Annotated in this window: 12 protein-coding genes; 1 reads left to right on the top strand and 11 read right to left on the bottom strand. The window is 61.4% G+C overall.

Annotation, left to right across the window (positions count from 1 at the left end; translation table 11 throughout):
* Window positions 1-63 precede the first annotated feature (63 nt).
* From I8J29_RS01865 to I8J29_RS01845, 5 genes are all read right to left on the bottom strand, one after another.
* On the bottom strand, window positions 64-1,020 hold the full coding sequence (locus tag I8J29_RS01865; RefSeq protein WP_208845879.1) for a D-2-hydroxyacid dehydrogenase family protein: 957 nt from the start codon (window positions 1,018-1,020) through the stop codon (window positions 64-66).
* Between the two features lie 160 nt (window positions 1,021-1,180).
* Window positions 1,181-2,203 (bottom strand): S1C family serine protease, encoded by a 1,023-nt coding sequence (locus I8J29_RS01860; RefSeq protein WP_208845878.1) that lies wholly within the window; start codon window positions 2,201-2,203, stop codon window positions 1,181-1,183.
* Window positions 2,204-2,427: 224 nt separating this feature from the next.
* Entirely contained in the window at window positions 2,428-2,901 is a 474-nt protein-coding gene (locus tag I8J29_RS01855; RefSeq protein ID WP_208845877.1) for a GyrI-like domain-containing protein, read from the bottom strand.
* A 102-nt stretch (window positions 2,902-3,003) separates the two neighbouring features.
* Window positions 3,004-5,076, bottom strand: a complete 2,073-nt coding sequence (locus I8J29_RS01850; protein ID WP_208845876.1) for a serine hydrolase domain-containing protein — start codon at window positions 5,074-5,076, stop codon at window positions 3,004-3,006.
* A 246-nt stretch (window positions 5,077-5,322) separates the two neighbouring features.
* Window positions 5,323-6,453: a GerAB/ArcD/ProY family transporter gene (locus tag I8J29_RS01845; protein WP_208845875.1), complete on the bottom strand. Its 1,131-nt coding sequence runs from the start codon at window positions 6,451-6,453 to the stop codon at window positions 5,323-5,325.
* 129 nt (window positions 6,454-6,582) lie between these two features.
* Here I8J29_RS01845 and I8J29_RS01840 point away from each other — a divergent pair, with 129 nt between their 5' ends.
* Entirely contained in the window at window positions 6,583-6,807 is a 225-nt protein-coding gene (locus tag I8J29_RS01840; protein ID WP_208845874.1) for a YczF family membrane protein, read from the top strand.
* Window positions 6,808-6,815: 8 nt separating this feature from the next.
* Here I8J29_RS01840 and I8J29_RS01835 read toward each other — a convergent pair whose 3' ends face one another.
* From I8J29_RS01835 to I8J29_RS01810, 6 genes are all read right to left on the bottom strand, one after another.
* Window positions 6,816-7,988 carry a Ger(x)C family spore germination protein gene (locus I8J29_RS01835; protein ID WP_208845873.1) on the bottom strand — a complete coding sequence of 391 codons (1,173 nt, stop codon included), beginning with the start codon at window positions 7,986-7,988 and terminating at the stop codon, window positions 6,816-6,818.
* Window positions 7,985-9,544: a spore germination protein gene (locus tag I8J29_RS01830; RefSeq protein WP_240545819.1), complete on the bottom strand. Its 1,560-nt coding sequence runs from the start codon at window positions 9,542-9,544 to the stop codon at window positions 7,985-7,987. Before I8J29_RS01830 ends, I8J29_RS01835 begins: the two co-directional genes overlap by 4 nt.
* 195 nt (window positions 9,545-9,739) lie before the next feature.
* Window positions 9,740-11,239 carry a malate:quinone oxidoreductase gene (locus tag I8J29_RS01825; protein WP_208845871.1) on the bottom strand — a complete coding sequence of 500 codons (1,500 nt, stop codon included), beginning with the start codon at window positions 11,237-11,239 and terminating at the stop codon, window positions 9,740-9,742.
* Window positions 11,240-11,682: 443 nt separating this feature from the next.
* The gene (locus tag I8J29_RS01820; protein WP_208845870.1) at window positions 11,683-12,810 is read right to left on the bottom strand and encodes a glucuronyl esterase domain-containing protein; all 1,128 of its coding nucleotides are present in this window, start codon (window positions 12,808-12,810) and stop codon (window positions 11,683-11,685) included.
* Between the two features lie 177 nt (window positions 12,811-12,987).
* Window positions 12,988-14,109, bottom strand: a complete 1,122-nt coding sequence (locus I8J29_RS01815) for a VanZ family protein (RefSeq protein WP_208845869.1) — start codon at window positions 14,107-14,109, stop codon at window positions 12,988-12,990.
* A 103-nt stretch (window positions 14,110-14,212) separates the two neighbouring features.
* Window positions 14,213-15,898 (bottom strand): extracellular solute-binding protein, encoded by a 1,686-nt coding sequence (locus I8J29_RS01810; RefSeq protein ID WP_240545818.1) that lies wholly within the window; start codon window positions 15,896-15,898, stop codon window positions 14,213-14,215.
* Window positions 15,899-15,901 lie beyond the last annotated feature (3 nt).

Raw genomic sequence — 15,901 nt, 5'->3', positions numbered from 1 at the left:
TTTAGATGACCCTTTCGGGCTACGGGGATGAACATCTCGTGAACGCGCCTCGCGTTTGCCGGCTCAGCCGAGCACGTTCGCCGGAGAGCCGTTCAAATACGCCTCGATGTCGGCGACGACGCCGCGGAAGAATCCGCGGTACGCCGCTTCGGTGACGTAGCCGATATGCGGCGTGGCCAGCACGTTCGGCAGCGAGCGGAACGGGTCGTCCGCGGGAAGCGGCTCCGTCTCGAACACGTCCAGCCCGGCGCCGGCGATCCGGCCTTCGCGCAGCGCCGCGATCAGCGCGTCCCGGTCCACGATCGGCGCGCGGGACGTGTTGATCAGGTACGCGGTCGGCTTCATCAACCCGAGCTCGCGGGCGCCGATCAGGCCGCGGGTGCGGTCGCTGAGTACCAGGTGAACCGAGACGATGTCGCTGCCCGCCAGCAGCTCCTCCTTCGAAGCCGCGAGACGCGCGCCGGCCGCCTCGGCTTTGTCCGCGGTCAGATTCTGGCTCCACGCCGAGACCTCCATGCCGAACGCTTGTCCGATCCGCGCGACGTTGCCGCCGATATGGCCGAGCCCGAGCAGGCCGAGCCGCTTGCCGGTCAAGTCGGCGCCGATCGACTGCTGCCATGGCCCGCCGCCGCGAAGCGCCTCGTTCTCCTGCACGAGCTTTCTCGCCAAGCCCAGGATGAGCGCCCACGTCAGCTCGGTCGTGCCTTCTCCGCCGCCGCGCGTACCGCAGACGACGATGCCGCGCTCCGAAGCGGCGGCGAGATCGACCGAAGCGTTGCGCATTCCGGTGGTCACGAGCAGCTTCAGCCGGGGCAACCGCTCGAAGAGCGACCGCCGAAACGGCGTCCGCTCCCGCATGATGACGACGATCTCGCAATCCGCGATGGCGGCCGCCAGCGCCGCCTCGTCGTCGAAATGCCGTTGGAACACGTCGATCTGTACCCGATCCGCGACGGACGACCAGTCCGCCATCGACATCGCGACCTGCTGGTAATCGTCCAGCACTGCGCATCTTATCATTCGTAGGTTCCTCCCTGTCCGGTTATGCTCTCATCTTGGCATAAGGGCTAGCCCGAAGCAAGAACCAAAAGGAGCACCCCGACCGTATCGGCGTGCTCCCAAGCTTCTTTGGTCCATTTATTCAGCCGCAAGCCTATAGAACCGGCGAATGCCGTTAAGATTAAAGCGTTGCCCGTCCGTTAGCGCCGGTCCCGCTCGCTTTCAGCTGATCGATGACCGAATTTACCGTGCTTGCCGGTATCGCAAAGCCGATTCCCTGCGCTTCGGCGTTCACGGCCGTATTGATGCCGATGACCTCGCCTTTCGTGTTCAGCAGCGGACCGCCGGAATTGCCCGGGTTGATCGCCGTGTCCGTTTGCAATAAATGCTTGTAATTGCGGGTACCCTGTTCGTCGTCGATGCTGATCTCGCGCTCTTTGGCGCTTAAGACGCCCGTCGTTACGGAATAGTCGAAATCGTACGGATTCCCGATCGCCACGACCCAATCGCCGACCGCCGCCGCGCCGGAGTCGCCGATCTTCAGGGCTGGAAAAGCCTTGTCTCCGTTGATCTTAAGCACGGCCAAATCCAGATCGTAGCGGCTTCCGAGCAGCGTGGCCGTGAACGGCGCGTCGTAGCCCTGCACGTAGACCTCGATTTCGTCCGCCCCGTCGATCACGTGCTCGTTCGTTAAGATATAGCCGTTCGAGTCGAACACGAAGCCGGAACCGATCCCGCTTTCGACCGCGTCTCCTCCCTCCGCGCCTTGCCGAAGCGCGCTTCTTCTTGTCTGTATATTCGCCGCCCGGTTGACTTTGGTCTCGATTTTGACGATGGCCGGGCTCGCGGCCTTCACGATGGACGATATGCTGTTCGTCCCCGAAGCAGTCAAGGAGGCGCTTTGCACGCCGGCTGCCGCCGAATCGCCGGCGGAGGAGACGGCCGCTTGCGCGGGCTGGGCGGCATAACCGAATAGATTCATCTTATCCGAAGCGAACGTCAAGCCGCCGATTACGGCCGCGCCGGCCATGAACGTCGCGAACATCGCTCGCCAGTTGGCGCTTCCCGTCTTTGCGGCCTTCCGCGACTTGCGCGCACGCTTATTTTCATCTGTATTCAGCTCGATTCTCGTCTCGATTCCGGTCTCGATTCCGGTCTCGATTCCGGTCTCGATTCCGGTCTTGATTCTGGTGTCTTCGTTCATTCGATTACCGCCTTTCGCTGCCCTTGATTTGTCCTGTCGATAGATAGAAGTATAGGGCGCGAACCTGAAGCGGAACTTAAGGGAGCCTAATAGCCAGATGAAAGTTAACTGAAGAATTGCTTAAAACGGCGGCATTCGTTCGGAAAAACTAAAGAGCGCCCGGGAATGCAATCCCGAGCGCTCTTATGGCGTGCGTTTCGCTCCTTCAGCCGATCAAGAACCGGTTAGCCCCGATCCGGAAAATAAATATCGATCCGGCTCTCTTCGCGCTCCAACGCGTGAATGTCCGGCCAAACCTCGATATCGACCGGCCGGTGGCCGAGCTCGCGGTTGATGTAATCGTACGTCTCGCCGATCCGCGATTCCGGTCCTTCGTGCGTGACCTTGACGTAACGTCCGGCCGGCAGCGCGTACGCGATCATGCCGGCGGGAATCGCCGCGCCTTCCGCCGCGGCCGCGCCGATGACATGCCGGTACGGCTTGTCCGGGGTCCACTGCTCGTTCTCGGAATACGCTTGAACCAAATAGATGTCCGCCGCGTTCGCCGCGCCTTCGATGTCGCGCAGGCGCGCCGCCAATTCCTCGCGCAGCTTCACGACGATTTTCGTTTCGAGCACTTGATTCAAGCTCTCGTGCAGCTCGAAGCCGATCAGCCGGATGGCCGGCATTTCGACGCGTTCGACTGAATACGTCCGCATATCCGCTCGCCCTCCCCATAAATGGAAATCATTTCATATCTGACTCATCCTCTTTGGTAGCGAAAAGCTGGCTCGCCTGTAAAGCCCGTCCTCGACATCTTGTCAAGGCTTGATGGAAATGCCGAACTTCGCGCCGGCATTGCCGACGAAGGCGACGGTTCCGTTCTTCGGCAGGACGACGGCGTCCTTCCCGCCGGCTACGCTGAAGTAGACGCACGTCCCTTGCGCGTCGTAAACGGCGAACGAGGCGTCGGCGGGCCGTTTTACCTGCATCGTCTTGCCGGCCGTCTGATCGGACAATTTATACCACTTGGCATATCCGTTAGCCGGAATCGTAGCGGCCGATTGCTTGCCGGCATAGATCGGCTTCACGGCCTCGCCGCTGACGAACACGCTGCCCGCGGACGTCATGTACTCGGTGCCGTTGTCCGTATAGAACCGGTACGCCTGCGTGTCCCGCCCCGCCATCGTCGGAATTTGCAGGTCGCTTGCGGAAACGTCCGGACCGAGTATCTTCTGGTCGAGCAGATAGCCCGGCGCGTCCGGGAACAGCGCGATCTTGACCGCGGGCTGCAGCAAGTACGTGAGCGACGAATACTTCTCGTTGACCAAATAATACGACTCTCCCGCCCGCTTCTCCCATGCCGCCGCCGTCTCGCTCGGGATCGGGTTCGCTTCGAGCTTCTCGGCGGAATACTGCGACAAGGCCGTCTGACCGAGTCCGGGCAGCGACGCGTATCCGCGCACCCAGACGTACGTATGTCCGTTCGTTTCCTTCACGAACGCGACCTTCGCATTGCCGTCCGCGCTGGCGAACGTGCCGTCCGCCGTGTAGACGTAATGCTCGGCCGGCGCGCCCGGCGCCTGGACCGCGCTCACCGCGAGGTCGCCGTCCTTGCGCACCTCGACCTTGAGCAATTGATTCGTCGCGCCGTACGTTCCCGAGAGCTCCGTCAACGCTTCCGGCATCGGCGCTTTCTCCGGGGCGCCGAACGTTTTCTCCGGTTTGAGCTCCGCGATGGCGCCTTTCTCCCGCAGCGCGCCGAGCAGGATCTCGTTCGCGAGCAGCTGGTCCGTCGTGCTGGAGCCGCCGGAGGAGAGGACGGCCGCCGCCATGTTTTGGTCAGGCAGCACGACGAGCGAGGCGTGATAGAGAATCGTGTCGCCGCCCTTCGTCAGCGCCTGGATGCCGTACTCGCCGAACGGGAACAGGTCGACGCTGTCCCAGCCGAGCCCGTAATTGACGGACGTATCGGCGTCTTCGGGCCACATTCCGCGCTTATACTCCGCCTGCTCCATGGCGTCGACCGCCTTGTCCGAGAGGATGCCCGCGGTTTGCCCGGTGAAAATCTGCGAGAACCTTACCAGGTCCTCCGCCGTCGAGTAGATGCCGCCGGCTCCGATGACGTTGACCGTCTCGTTCGGCAGCTGACCCTTGTAAGCCGGGAAATACAGACCCGCCATCCGCGAGAGGTCAAGCCGATCCAGCGGCGTCTTCGTCGCGTCCATGCCGAGCGGCTCCGTGAAGGTCTCGTGAATGAACGAGGTGAAGTCCGTGCCGCTCACCCGTTCGACCAGCAGCTCGGCCAGCGTGAAGCCGTCGTTGCTGTAGACGGAGTACGCCCCGGGGTCGGCTTTCAGCTTCTGCTTGGCCAGCTCGCCCAGCAAATGATCGTGCGCGTACGTGTCGTTGTCTTCGAACAAAAACGCGTTCGGGAACGTCGAGCCGTTCAGCCCGGACGAATGATTCAGCAGCATGCGCGGCGTAATGCGCGCATACCGCTCGTCCTGCATCGTAAAGTCCGGCAGGTAGCGGATGACGGGCGTATCCAAGTCGACTTTCCCTTCGTCGACGAGCTTCATCACGGCCGCCGTCGCGAACATTTTGCTCGTCGAACCGATGCCGTACATCGTATCCGCCGACAGCGGTACGCGCTCCTTCTCGTCGTTGCGGCCGGCCTCGCCGGATACGACGATCCGGCCATGGTCGATGAGCGCGTACTGCACGCTGGTCGTTTGATAGGTTCCCGTGAGCAGCGCGGCTTTCTCGGCCGCGGCCTTTCGCGTGGCTTCGTAGGGCTGCGCGCCGTCCTGTCCCGCGGCCATTGCGCCCGCCGGCAGCAGCAGGACAGCTGCAAGCGCTGTCATCGTCAGCCATTTCAATCGTTTATGCATGAGAGCCTCCTCAATCGTATTGCGTTGCCTTCGTCCCGGCTACCCTCCTTCGAAAGCATGCGCTTGGCAAGAGTCTCTCTTTAGTACGGGACAATCTCCCGAAAGTGTCCAGATTCTAGCAATATTGTTAAATTGGTCCTATGCCGGTTGCTAATAGACCTACCTATTCGAACCATATGCGGGAACGCCAAATAAAGCCGCCGAACTCTCGGCGGCTTTACGGCGCGTCCTTCGCCGGGGCGTGCGTTACCGTTGGTCCGCTTGCACCCGAGCGGCATACGTCTTGCTCCATTTGCGGCGAAGAAGATGCACGACGAACAGCAGCACCGGAATCGTTAAGTCAAAAAACGGTTTCAGCAGATGGACGTCCGTCAATCCCTCCTCGTTATGTTCGGGGAAGCTCCAAGCCGAGAATATCGAGGCGAAGAGGATCACGATCGAGACGGGATACGCCAGACGGTGCGGTTCTCTTACCTTGAAGACATCTGCCGCGATCGCCATGGCGGCATAGCCGTACATCGTCATTTTGAAGAAAACGCCGATGATCATCGCAAGCAGGACCAGCGCGTCCATGCGTTGTATGAAGTCCATGATGTTGACAAGTCTGAGCGTAGTGAGGAGCGGGAACGTCGAGCGCGAGTAAATATTCTCGCCGAGCACCGAGATTTCCAGGGCATGAGTCATGCTCAGCAGCAACCCGCCTACGAACATCGCTAGAATGCCGCTTCGCCTTACGGCGCCGCGTCCGTTCACGTGCGCGAACACGGTCATGAAGCAGACCACCTCGCCGAACGGAAACATGAAGATCGAAGGATAGGCCGAAGAGAGGATTTTGCGCCAGCCTTCGCCGGTCAACGGCTCTAGGTTCTTCAGATCGATCAGTCCGGAAAACAAGATCAGCAGGTTTGCGACGGCTCCGATCAAGATGAATATGAAAAAGTAGATTTGACCCAACCGATAGAAAACCTCAAGTCCTTTGCGAAGTACGTAGATGACTGCGACGATCATGGCGGTCTGCATGACGAAGTTCGGCGTAACGTCGTAGCTGGACGTGACGAGCAGGTCGCCTGCTTCCCGAAGATTACGGGCCGAGACGTACATGAAATAAACCGCGTACAGCAGACTGAGCGCATGGCCGAGCGGCGCGCCGAAAATGTGGCGGCAGTAACCGCTCAGGATTTGCTGGGGGTATTGCCGGTGCAAGCCGTCGAAGACGAGATACAAAAGCAGGCCGGCGGGCAGCGCCGACAGGATGGAGAGCCATACTTCCTGGCCGGACTGGAATCCGACGGGTATGACCAGAGCGGTGCCGAACACGTACAACACCATCATGGAGAAGAGTTGAAGCCCGCTGATGCTTTGACTATCCGTTCTCATAAGAATGTCTCCCGTCACCGTGTAGATTCCGCCCTGCGGGACGCGGCCGTCCGGCGGGCGGATTAGGCGCGGCCCATCCCGGCAATGCTGGAAGGTATCGATTCTATGAAGAGAAGCCGAGGTGCCGCTTTGAAAATCGTATTCGTCTATGTCCTGCTGTTCGCGATCGAGCTCGCTTTCCTGGTGACGGCCGATCTGCTGTCCGGCATTCCTATCCCGGAGGCGCTGCAGACGCTCCGCAAGGCGTTCAGCGTGCTGAAGCCGGCGCATGCCGTCTTCCTGTTCGTCCTGCTCTGTCTCCCCCTGCGGTACGCTTTCGCCGCCAAGGCCCGCCGCGGCACCGACCGCGGCTGAAGCCGCGCTTACGATTCCGACGCCACCGGAATATAAGCTTTCAGCGTCATGCCCGTGTTCCGGAGATACGCTTCCACAGTTACGTCGAAGTCGGCGTCGGCGTAAGATTCCCGCCAATTGCGTTCCATAAGCTTCCAGGCTTTCGGATATTTGCGGCTGATCGCGTCGCCGAAACCCAAGATATCCGCGCGTTCGTTCATCGACGTCCGAATCGTCGCTTCGACCATGGCTTGCGTCCGGTCCGCCCACTCGCGCTGCAGCTTGACCATCGTCGCCTTGTTGTTCAGATCGACCGGGCAATGCACCTCGCTGACGTTGCCTTCTTCTTTGATGCGAACGTGGAACGCCGGTTTGCCGGATCGCATGTCGACATGCAGGCTCGACTTGGCGCCGATCAGCTCGACGAAGAGCTTTTCCTTCGAGTGCGGGCAAGATAACTGGAAAATGGTGCTTTTGATTTTGTTCTTCAGCATCAGGATCGCGATGGCATGTTCCCCTTTCAGCCAACCGATCATTTTCCCCTCCCGGAACACCGCAAGCCCATCGTAGATCATGATCCCTTTTTCCGGCGTGTTCTCGATCCCGCTCAGCGCCATGTCCTGCGCGCGGCTCTGCGCCGTGATGATTTCTTTCACGTCCACCGTCAAATTGTGCGCCCAGACCGACTGCGTCATTTTCAAGCGCTTGTTGAGTCCGCTGGCAGAGGCTTTCTCGAGCGGCGTGACTTTCCGGAGAATCGCCTGCGCCGTCGAATCTTTCGACACGATGACGGACATGTTCAATCGGAATTCGTGCGATCGGTCGAAAAAATCGAACAGTTCCTGAACGCCGCCGCGCGCCATCGCCTCGCCGATGACGAGCAGCTGGGTATGCGAGAAAAACAGCTGCCGGGATATTTTTTGCGAGGCTTTGCGCATGGCGCCGAACAACGATTTTTCCGCAGCCGAGTAAACGACGATCGGCTGATCGCCCGGACCGCCGCCATTCAAGTTCGACGAGACGGTACTCGGATTCACGACCTGGAACGAGACGAGATATTGCCCGGTTCCGTCCATGCGGTCGATGCCCATGCCCGTCACGATGGCCAGATTGTTCAATTCCCTGCTATTCCAGCACCCGGACAGCATAAGCGTCAAACAGCAAGCCGTCGCCAGCCACAGCGGGCGAATGCCGCGCCTCATGGATGCCCCTCGCCGGCCGGATCGGGCTTCGGTTCGGATTGGCGAACGCGATTTCGTTCGTCCGCCTGCCTCGGCCGGGTCAGCTGATTCCGCCAGGACAGCCGGACGAACAGATCCTTCTGATCTTTCGCATCGAACACGGTCAGCGCCGACATATACTGCGTCCCGAACGACCGCAGTCCGCACATATGGCCGAGCACGATGAAACTGAAGATCGCGATGCCATAAAATCCGAGGAAGCCCGAGGCCGCCATCATGCAGAACCGGATGATCCGCGCGGACAGCGCCAGATCGTAGGAAGCGGTCGCGAAGCTCGAAATCCCGGTGATGGATACCACGATAACCATCGCCGAAGAGATAAGCCCCGCTTGTACCGCCGCCTGCCCCAAGACCAGCGCCCCGACGATCGAGACCGCTTGGCCGATCGCGCGGGGCATTCGGAGACCGGCTTCCCGCAAGATCTCGAACGACGCTTCCATAATCAGCGCCTCGATAAACGCCGGGAAGGGCACGTTTTGCCGCTGCGCCGCAAGGCTGACGATGAGCTGCGTCGGTATCATTTCCTGATGGAACGTTATGGCCGCGATGTAGATCGACGGGACGTACAGCGAAATGAAATAGGCGCTGAAGCGCAACATCCGTATCAAGGACGCCGCTTCGAAGTTCTGATTGTAATCCTCGGCCGATTGGAAGAACATGCCGAACGTGGCGGGCGCGATCAGCACGAACGGAGTGCCGTCGACGAAGATGGCGACGCGTCCCTCCAACAGATTGCCGGACACCGTATCCGGTCGCTCGGTGTTGTATAGGATCGGGAACGGCGTATAGGCGTCGTCTTGAATGAGCTGCTCGATATAACCCGATTCCAAAATCGCGTCGGTGTCGATCTTCTGCAGCCGGCGCTTGACTTCCTGGACGAGCTCCTCCTTGGCGATGCCGTTGATATACATGATGACGATGTCCGTATGCGTCTGCTCGCCGACTTGAATCGTCTCGAGCCAGAGGTTCTGGCTGCGGATACGCCGCCGGACCTGCGCGACGTTCGCCCCGATCGTTTCCGTAAACCCGTCCTTAGGTCCCCGGATGACGACCTGGGAGGACGGCTCTGTTATGGCTCGCGCCTTCCCGCCTCTCGTTCCGCATACCAACGCGTCCTTGCTCCCGTCCACGAAGATGACCGTATCTCCGGACAGAACGGACAGGATGACGGCCTTCCATTCGCATTCGACGCTGATTTCGCCGATGGCCGTGGCGTTCGTTTTGATGAAATTCAATAATGGCTTGGCATCCTTCGCGCCTTCGGGCGCGGCATGCGCCTCGTCGATGGCGAGCACCTTCAGCACGAAGGCATCGACGGTCGGCCTGTCGGAAATGCCTTCGGCGTATGCGACCGCGATTTGTCTGCCGGTCTGCCCGTATTCGAATTCCCGGATCGTAATATCGGGACTTTGGCCCATGATCGTCCGCAAATAATCCAAGTTCTCGCCGAGATGCGGATCAATCGATCGTTTGGCCGCCGACGGATCGCCTCCCCCGCCGGCAGTTCTCTTGCTCATCTTACGAAACATACGCACACTCGCTTTCACCCGGAACCTCGATTGCCGCAACCCACGCACTTACTGGTCATTATTTCCAACCGGAGCAGGCATCAACCGTGCCGGGTTCCTTGGGGGCGGGCGTAACGTAAAAAAGCCTCCGACCCGTTGCAGGGTGCGAAGGCGGTATTAGTATCGCGCTATAAGAATCGGCGATTATTTTGCCGCTTGCAGGGCCCGGTTCAGTCCGAGCGCGCGCGAAGTCGACGCATGAATGTCTTGAATCAGTTCCGGATGCTTCACGAGCGACAGCCCGTAGGACGGAATCATTTCCTTGATTTTCGGCTCCCACGCTTTCATGTCCTGCGGGAAGCATTTCTTCATCAATTCGAGCATGACGGAGACGGCGGTGGAAGCGCCGGGCGACGCGCCGAGCAGCGCCGCGATCGATCCGTCGGCGTTGTTGACGACTTCCGTGCCGAACTGCAGCGTGCCGCGGCCGTTCTCGGTATCCTTGATGACCTGCACGCGCTGGCCGGCCACGAGCAAATCCCAGTCCTCGCTCTTGGCGTTCGGCACGAATTGCCGCAGATCCTCCATCCGCTTCTCCTTCGACAGCATGACCTGCTGGATCAGGTACTTGGTCAGGCCCATGTTTTTGGCGCCCGCCGCCAGCATCGTCACGACGTTGTTCGGCTTCACGGAACCGATCAGGTCGAACATCGAACCCGTCTTCAGGAACTTCGGCGTGAAGCCCGCGAACGGCCCGAAGAGCAGCGAACGTTTATTGTCGATGTAGCGGGTGTCCAAGTGCGGCACGGACATCGGAGGCGCGCCGACCGGCGCCTTGCCGTATACCTTGGCGTTGTGCTGCGCGACGACGTCCGGATTGTTGCACACCATGAACAGTCCGCTGACCGGGAAGCCGCCGATCCGCTTCGATTCCGGGATGCCGGATTTTTGCAGCAGCGGCAAGCTTCCGCCCCCGCCGCCGATGAAGACGAAGTTCGCCGAGTGACGCTCGACGGCGCCCGTGCCGAGATTCCGCACTTTCAATTCCCAGCGTCCGTCGCGCGTCCGTTTTATATTATCGACCATGTGTCTGTACTTTATTTCTACGTTTTGGCGCTGCAGGGTTTCGAACAGGATGCGCGTCAGCGCGCCGAAATTGACGTCCGTGCCGGTATCGATCTTCGTCGCCGCGATCGGCTCGTTCGAATTCCGGTCCTGCATGATAAGCGGAATCCACTTCTTCAATTGCTTCGGGTCGTCGGAGAATTCCATGCCCGCAAACAGCGGATTGGCGGACATCGCTTCATACCGCCTGCGCAGGAAGCCGACGTTCTTCTCCCCTTGCACCAGGCTCATGTGCGGCAGCGGCATGATGAAGTCCTGCGGGTTGCGGATCTGCTGATGATCCACGAGATACGACCAGAATTGCCGGGACACTTGAAATTGCTCGTTGATCTTGATCGCTTTGGCGATATCGACGGAGCCGTCCGGTTTCTCGTCGGTGTAGTTGAGCTCGCACAGCGCCGCATGCCCCGTTCCCGCGTTGTTCCACTCGTTGGAGCTTTCTTCGCCCGCGCTTGCCAGCTTCTCGAACACTTTGATGTTCCAGTCCGGCGCCAGCTGCTTCAGCAGCGACCCCAGCGTCGCGCTCATGATGCCGGCACCGATCAGGATAACGTCTGTACTAGTTTGTCTGTCACTCATGTTTACCGTCCTTAAACGCTGAATTTGCCGAAAAGGATGCAGGCGCACCGGCATAAAATGCCGCAACAAGCCGAGGCGCCGCCGCGTCGCACGCCTTTTCCGGACCAGTCCAAAACATTAAAAAATATTTATTCACTATTATATGATAGTTGCAAGCGATACGACAAGAAGCGCAGCGATGTTGCGAGGCGGAAATCCCGCCGATTCGCGCCTCGCAGTACGGTTTCGGCTTCCTTCCGGATCGTTCGCGCGGCGGGATTTCCGCTCATTGTCGGCGCTTTCGCCGGTCGCCGGCCCGGCCGCGCGGCAATTCCAACATTTTTCTGAACGTTCGGCCGGCCTCCGGCCAAAACGAACGGCCCGCCGCGAAAACGGCGGGCTGCGGAGGCCGCCGGTTCGCGGCGAGCATTCGTCGACCGGACGCTGCCTCGTCGACCCGATGATTAGCCTCGCATGTGAAGATCCGCATAATCCATGAAGCGCTGCCAGTCATAGCGAGTCAAGTCATGCCCGCCCGTGCGGAGATGATAGCCGATGCCGCCGCCCGTAAGCGGGGTGTCCGGTGCCGGCCGAAGTTCGGCGGACACGCCTTGCCGGCCAAGCAGGCGGTATGCCGGACTCGCAAGCACGCAGGCCATGAATTCCGCTTCGGGATCCGCCCACGCATCCTCCGTCGCGCTGGCCACGTAGAGCGGCCGCGGCGCGATCAAGGCCAGCAGCTGGTGCTGATCGACGGGCAGATCGTCTTCCTTCCCGTTATAGCGCTTATACCGCTCGCAGAACCAGTGGGGAAATTGCCGGTTGATGTCCGCGATCGTCTCCCCCGCCTTCCCCCGGGCGATCGCGGCGCCGGTCGAACCCGAGTTGTTGCTTGCCACGAGCGCGAATCGCTCGTCCTGGGCGCCGCCCCACAGCGCCGCTTTGCCGCCGCGCGAATGGCCGGCGAGGGCGACCCGGCTTGCATCGATGCCGGGATCGGTCTCCAAATAATCCATCGCGCGGCTCGCGCCCCATGCCCATGCCGCGATCGCGCCCCACGCGTCGTCGGCCCGGGGGCCCGGCGGATCGAACGCGCCGTGCGCGCCGTTGCGGAATCCGTCGTCGTAATCGGGATCCGCGTCCTCCACGTGGAAGACGGCGGCCGCGTAGCCCCGCGCGACCAGATCCTCCGCCGGCCAGAAGCCGCTGCGTTCGCGGCGGTCGGGATCCATATGCGCGCGTTCCCGGTTGCAGAGGAACAGAAAGGCCGGCGCCTTCTGGGGCTCGCCGGTTGACGGCACGAAGAGGAGCAGACGAATCACGGCCGTGCCTCCCGGACCGTCGAACGACAGCTCGATCCGTTTGCGAGTCGCGGTTCCGTTCATCCACCCGCCGCTCTCTTCCGTCACGTCGAACCGCGGGCTGCCGGGACGGCCGACCGGGGCCCTGCCGTAAATATGCTGCCGGAACAGCTCCAGCAGCCGCGGACGTTCTTCCCTTCGCCACGACTCGGCCGCACGCCGCCGCAGCGCTTCGTCCGCCGCATGCTCGGCCAACCGCAAAGGTTCGGGTATTCGCGCATGTGGATGCATGCCTGATTCCGCCTTTCGATAACGTATTGATTCACGTTTCGATTAACTGTTCTATTCCCGATAACTTTTCTATTACCGATTCTATTAAAGTTTGGATTACCGCTTAAGATCGTTTGGATTGTTAGGTATGGAGTACGTATGCCCTGTACGGCCATTTCGGCGGAGAGACGCAAGCGGTCAATCAACGCCCGGCCGGCCGGCTTTGCGGGCTTTGGGCGTGATGACGTGGCCCGTGCCGCTGCGCCGTTCGTAGAACAGCACGCGTTTCCGGTTGAACAGGCACATCACGAGGTGAATGGCGAACGCGGCGTTGACCGCGAAGACGGCCAGCAGCAGCGGAAGGATGGCGATCGAGCTGCCCGCCCCGCGCGCAGCGAGACCGACCATCAGCGCGTTGACGCCTCCGATGACGCCATAGAGCAGCCCGTACCGGACCAGCAGCTCGCGCAGACGCACCCGGCTGCCTTTTCCGCGCAGGCGAATGCGGACGAACCACTTGCCGAGCGTCTGACCGTTGGCGAAGTAAGGCAGGACGACGAAATACGCGGCAACGGCGATCGCGTACGGGAGCGGGACGCGCAACACCGCAAGCGCCGCCACGAGGGGATTCAGCACGATCCAATCGATGAGGAACGCCAGCCCCCGCCGGGTATACGATACCCGCTTCGTCGCCAGGTCGACGCGTTCGTCGAGCTTGTCGATGCGCGGGAGCCGTTTGGACAGCCATTCGGCCGCTACGAAGCCCAAGAGCCCGCCGGCCGTATTCGTCATCGCGTCGTCGACGTCGAACAGCCGGTACGGGTAATCGTAGATGCCGTAGATACCCGTCACCTGCGTCGTTTCGAAGAAGAGCGAGAGTCCGAGGGTAAGAAGCAGGCACGGCAGCCAGCCGGTCCGGAAATAATACCGCAGGAACATGCCGAACGGCACGGTCAGCAGCACGTTGAAGACGACCTGCAGCACCGCTCTTTCCTTCAGCAGGCGCAGGTACGTCGGCGGCCGCTCCCAATCGACGCCCGTTTCCTTCAGGACGTCGAGCACGAAATGGAACGGGATCCATTGGGCGTACGAGCTGGCCGCCGGCGGCGCGTTGTGGACGCTCGGCGGAAGCGGCAGCAGGATCAGAAACACCGCGTTCAGCATATAGAGCAGGAACAAGTAGAGCAGCAGCGCCCGGTACATATGCACGTACCCGTGCCGGCGGTACTGCACGAGCAGGAACGGCAGCGTGAACAGCAGCGCCGCGACCGGAAAGCTCAGAAACGCGTATGAGATCGGAAACAAATAAACCGTCAGCATGCCGACACCTTTCGTAGGAGACGGGCGGCAAGACCGCGCCGGCACCGGAATATGGGTTGCCCCTATCTTACCCCGTATCCGGCGCGGCGAACAATCCCCGGTTTCAGCCGGATTCGGGACGCTCGCCGCGGACCGGCTGCCGGTAGCGGTCGTACGCCGTCTGCTGAATCTCGATCGCCCGGTCGATGCCGAGCGACTTCAGCTGCGCGACGTAGGCGCCGAAGCCGTCCATCGGCTCGATGCCGAGGATGAATTTGAGCGACATCTCGTCCGTCAGCGCCGCAACGTCCCCCATGATGGCCGAGAGTTCGGCGTTCTCCTTCTCCGTTTTCGGCGTTGCCGGAAGCGTATGGTCCGCCGCGTCCGTATCGCCCCAGAGCCGGATTGCGTACTTCTGCTCCGGCATCGCGTAATACTGCTCCATGTACCGGACGTCCTGCACGAACGGCCCGAAGTAGCTGGCCCGCGTGTACATCGCGAGCGCTTGGGACGGCGCCAGCTTGTCCGGGTTGTTCAGGATGAGGTCCGTGTACCGCGGATAGCCGTCCTTCATCTCGTAGCTCACGCCTTCGATGCCGAAGTTGAACAGCATATGGCCTTTCGGGCCGTACCCGTAGTCGAGCAGCCGGGCCGCCTGCTCGACGTTCGGGCTCGCGCTCGAAATCGCCACCCCGCCGCTCGACCCCACCGCCGGGGCGCGCTGCCCGAATTGCGGCCGATCGCCCCGGCGCAGCACGGGATACGGGGCCGCGGTCAGCTCCGCAGACGGATCGTCCTTCCGCAGCACGGGCAGCCAGGTCCCGATGCCCGCTCCCGCGTTCCAGATGCTCGCGCCGCTCCGCCCCGTCAGCATGCTGACGTCCTGCGTCTCGGAATCGACCGCGGCGAAGTTCGGGTCGATGAGTCCTTCGGCGTACCAGTCCCGAAACAGCGTCAGGAACGACTTGTAGCCGGGCTCCCCCGGACCGTATTTCACTTGCCCGTCCGCCAAATAAAAGCCCTTCTTTATGCCGTATGCGCCGATGAAGCCGCCGCCTTCGATCCCGAACAGCGGATTGGGCACGCCGAGGAACGTGAGCGGCGCTTCGACGCCTTTGCGTTCCTTGAAGGCCGTCAGCACGGCATGCCAATCGTCGATCGTCTCCGGCACGCCGAGCCCGAGCTCGTCCAGCCAATCCTTCCGCAGGATCGGGCCTTGGTACGTGCGCAGCCGGTCGTCGTTCTGCACGAACGGGAACATGTAGTAGCTGCCGTCCGCCGTCCGAATCTGCTTGTCGATGTCGGGATGCCCGCGCAGGTAAGCTTTCAGGTTGGGGGCGTAGCGGTCGATCGCGTCGTTCAGCCGCAAAATATATCCGTCCTTGATCGCCTTCTCCGGCCCGCCCGGGAAATTCGCCCATTCGTATTCGATCATGTCCGGCAGCTCGCCCGACGCCAGCAGCACGTTGATCGCTTCCTTCGCCTGGTTCGACGGGGGCTGGATGAAGGTCAGCTTCGCGCCCGTCTCGCGCTGCCATTCCTGGAAGAACGGCACGTCGCGGAACCGCTGCTTGGCGCTCGCCGCGTTGCCGTTCAGCTCCGCCCAGTACGTCATCGAAGCTTGTCCGCCTCCGACGCCTCCGCCATGGTCGCGGTCGTCGGCTTCGTCCGCCGCGCCGTCCGCCTGCTTCGGCTCGGCGTCGCTGCCGCCCGCCGGCCGGACGCCGGCGCTCTCCCTGCAGCCGACCAGCGCCAGCAGCGCGACCGTCGCCGCGGCCGCCGCCATGAGCCGCGCGCTTCTTCTTCGCATGAC

It is taken from the genome of Paenibacillus artemisiicola, assembly GCF_017652985.1.
Classification (GTDB): domain Bacteria; phylum Bacillota; class Bacilli; order Paenibacillales; family Paenibacillaceae; genus Paenibacillus_Z; species Paenibacillus_Z artemisiicola.
Note: the sequence above shows the minus strand (reverse complement) of the source record. Positions and strands in the feature narration are given on the sequence as shown.

Coding starts and splice junctions, on each gene's coding strand:
- I8J29_RS01820 (WP_208845870.1), bottom strand. CDS start 12,810: ATGCATCCACATGCGCGAATACCCGAACCTTTGCGGTTGGCCGAGCAT.
- I8J29_RS01825 (WP_208845871.1), bottom strand. CDS start 11,239: ATGAGTGACAGACAAACTAGTACAGACGTTATCCTGATCGGTGCCGGC.
- I8J29_RS01855 (WP_208845877.1), bottom strand. CDS start 2,901: ATGCGGACGTATTCAGTCGAACGCGTCGAAATGCCGGCCATCCGGCTG.
- I8J29_RS01810 (WP_240545818.1), bottom strand. CDS start 15,898: ATGCGAAGAAGAAGCGCGCGGCTCATGGCGGCGGCCGCGGCGACGGTC.
- I8J29_RS01815 (WP_208845869.1), bottom strand. CDS start 14,109: ATGCTGACGGTTTATTTGTTTCCGATCTCATACGCGTTTCTGAGCTTT.
- I8J29_RS01850 (WP_208845876.1), bottom strand. CDS start 5,076: ATGCATAAACGATTGAAATGGCTGACGATGACAGCGCTTGCAGCTGTC.
- I8J29_RS01845 (WP_208845875.1), bottom strand. CDS start 6,453: ATGAGAACGGATAGTCAAAGCATCAGCGGGCTTCAACTCTTCTCCATG.
- I8J29_RS01865 (WP_208845879.1), bottom strand. CDS start 1,020: ATGATAAGATGCGCAGTGCTGGACGATTACCAGCAGGTCGCGATGTCG.
- I8J29_RS01830 (WP_240545819.1), bottom strand. CDS start 9,544: ATGAGCAAGAGAACTGCCGGCGGGGGAGGCGATCCGTCGGCGGCCAAA.
- I8J29_RS01860 (WP_208845878.1), bottom strand. CDS start 2,203: ATGAACGAAGACACCAGAATCAAGACCGGAATCGAGACCGGAATCGAG.
- I8J29_RS01835 (WP_208845873.1), bottom strand. CDS start 7,988: ATGAGGCGCGGCATTCGCCCGCTGTGGCTGGCGACGGCTTGCTGTTTG.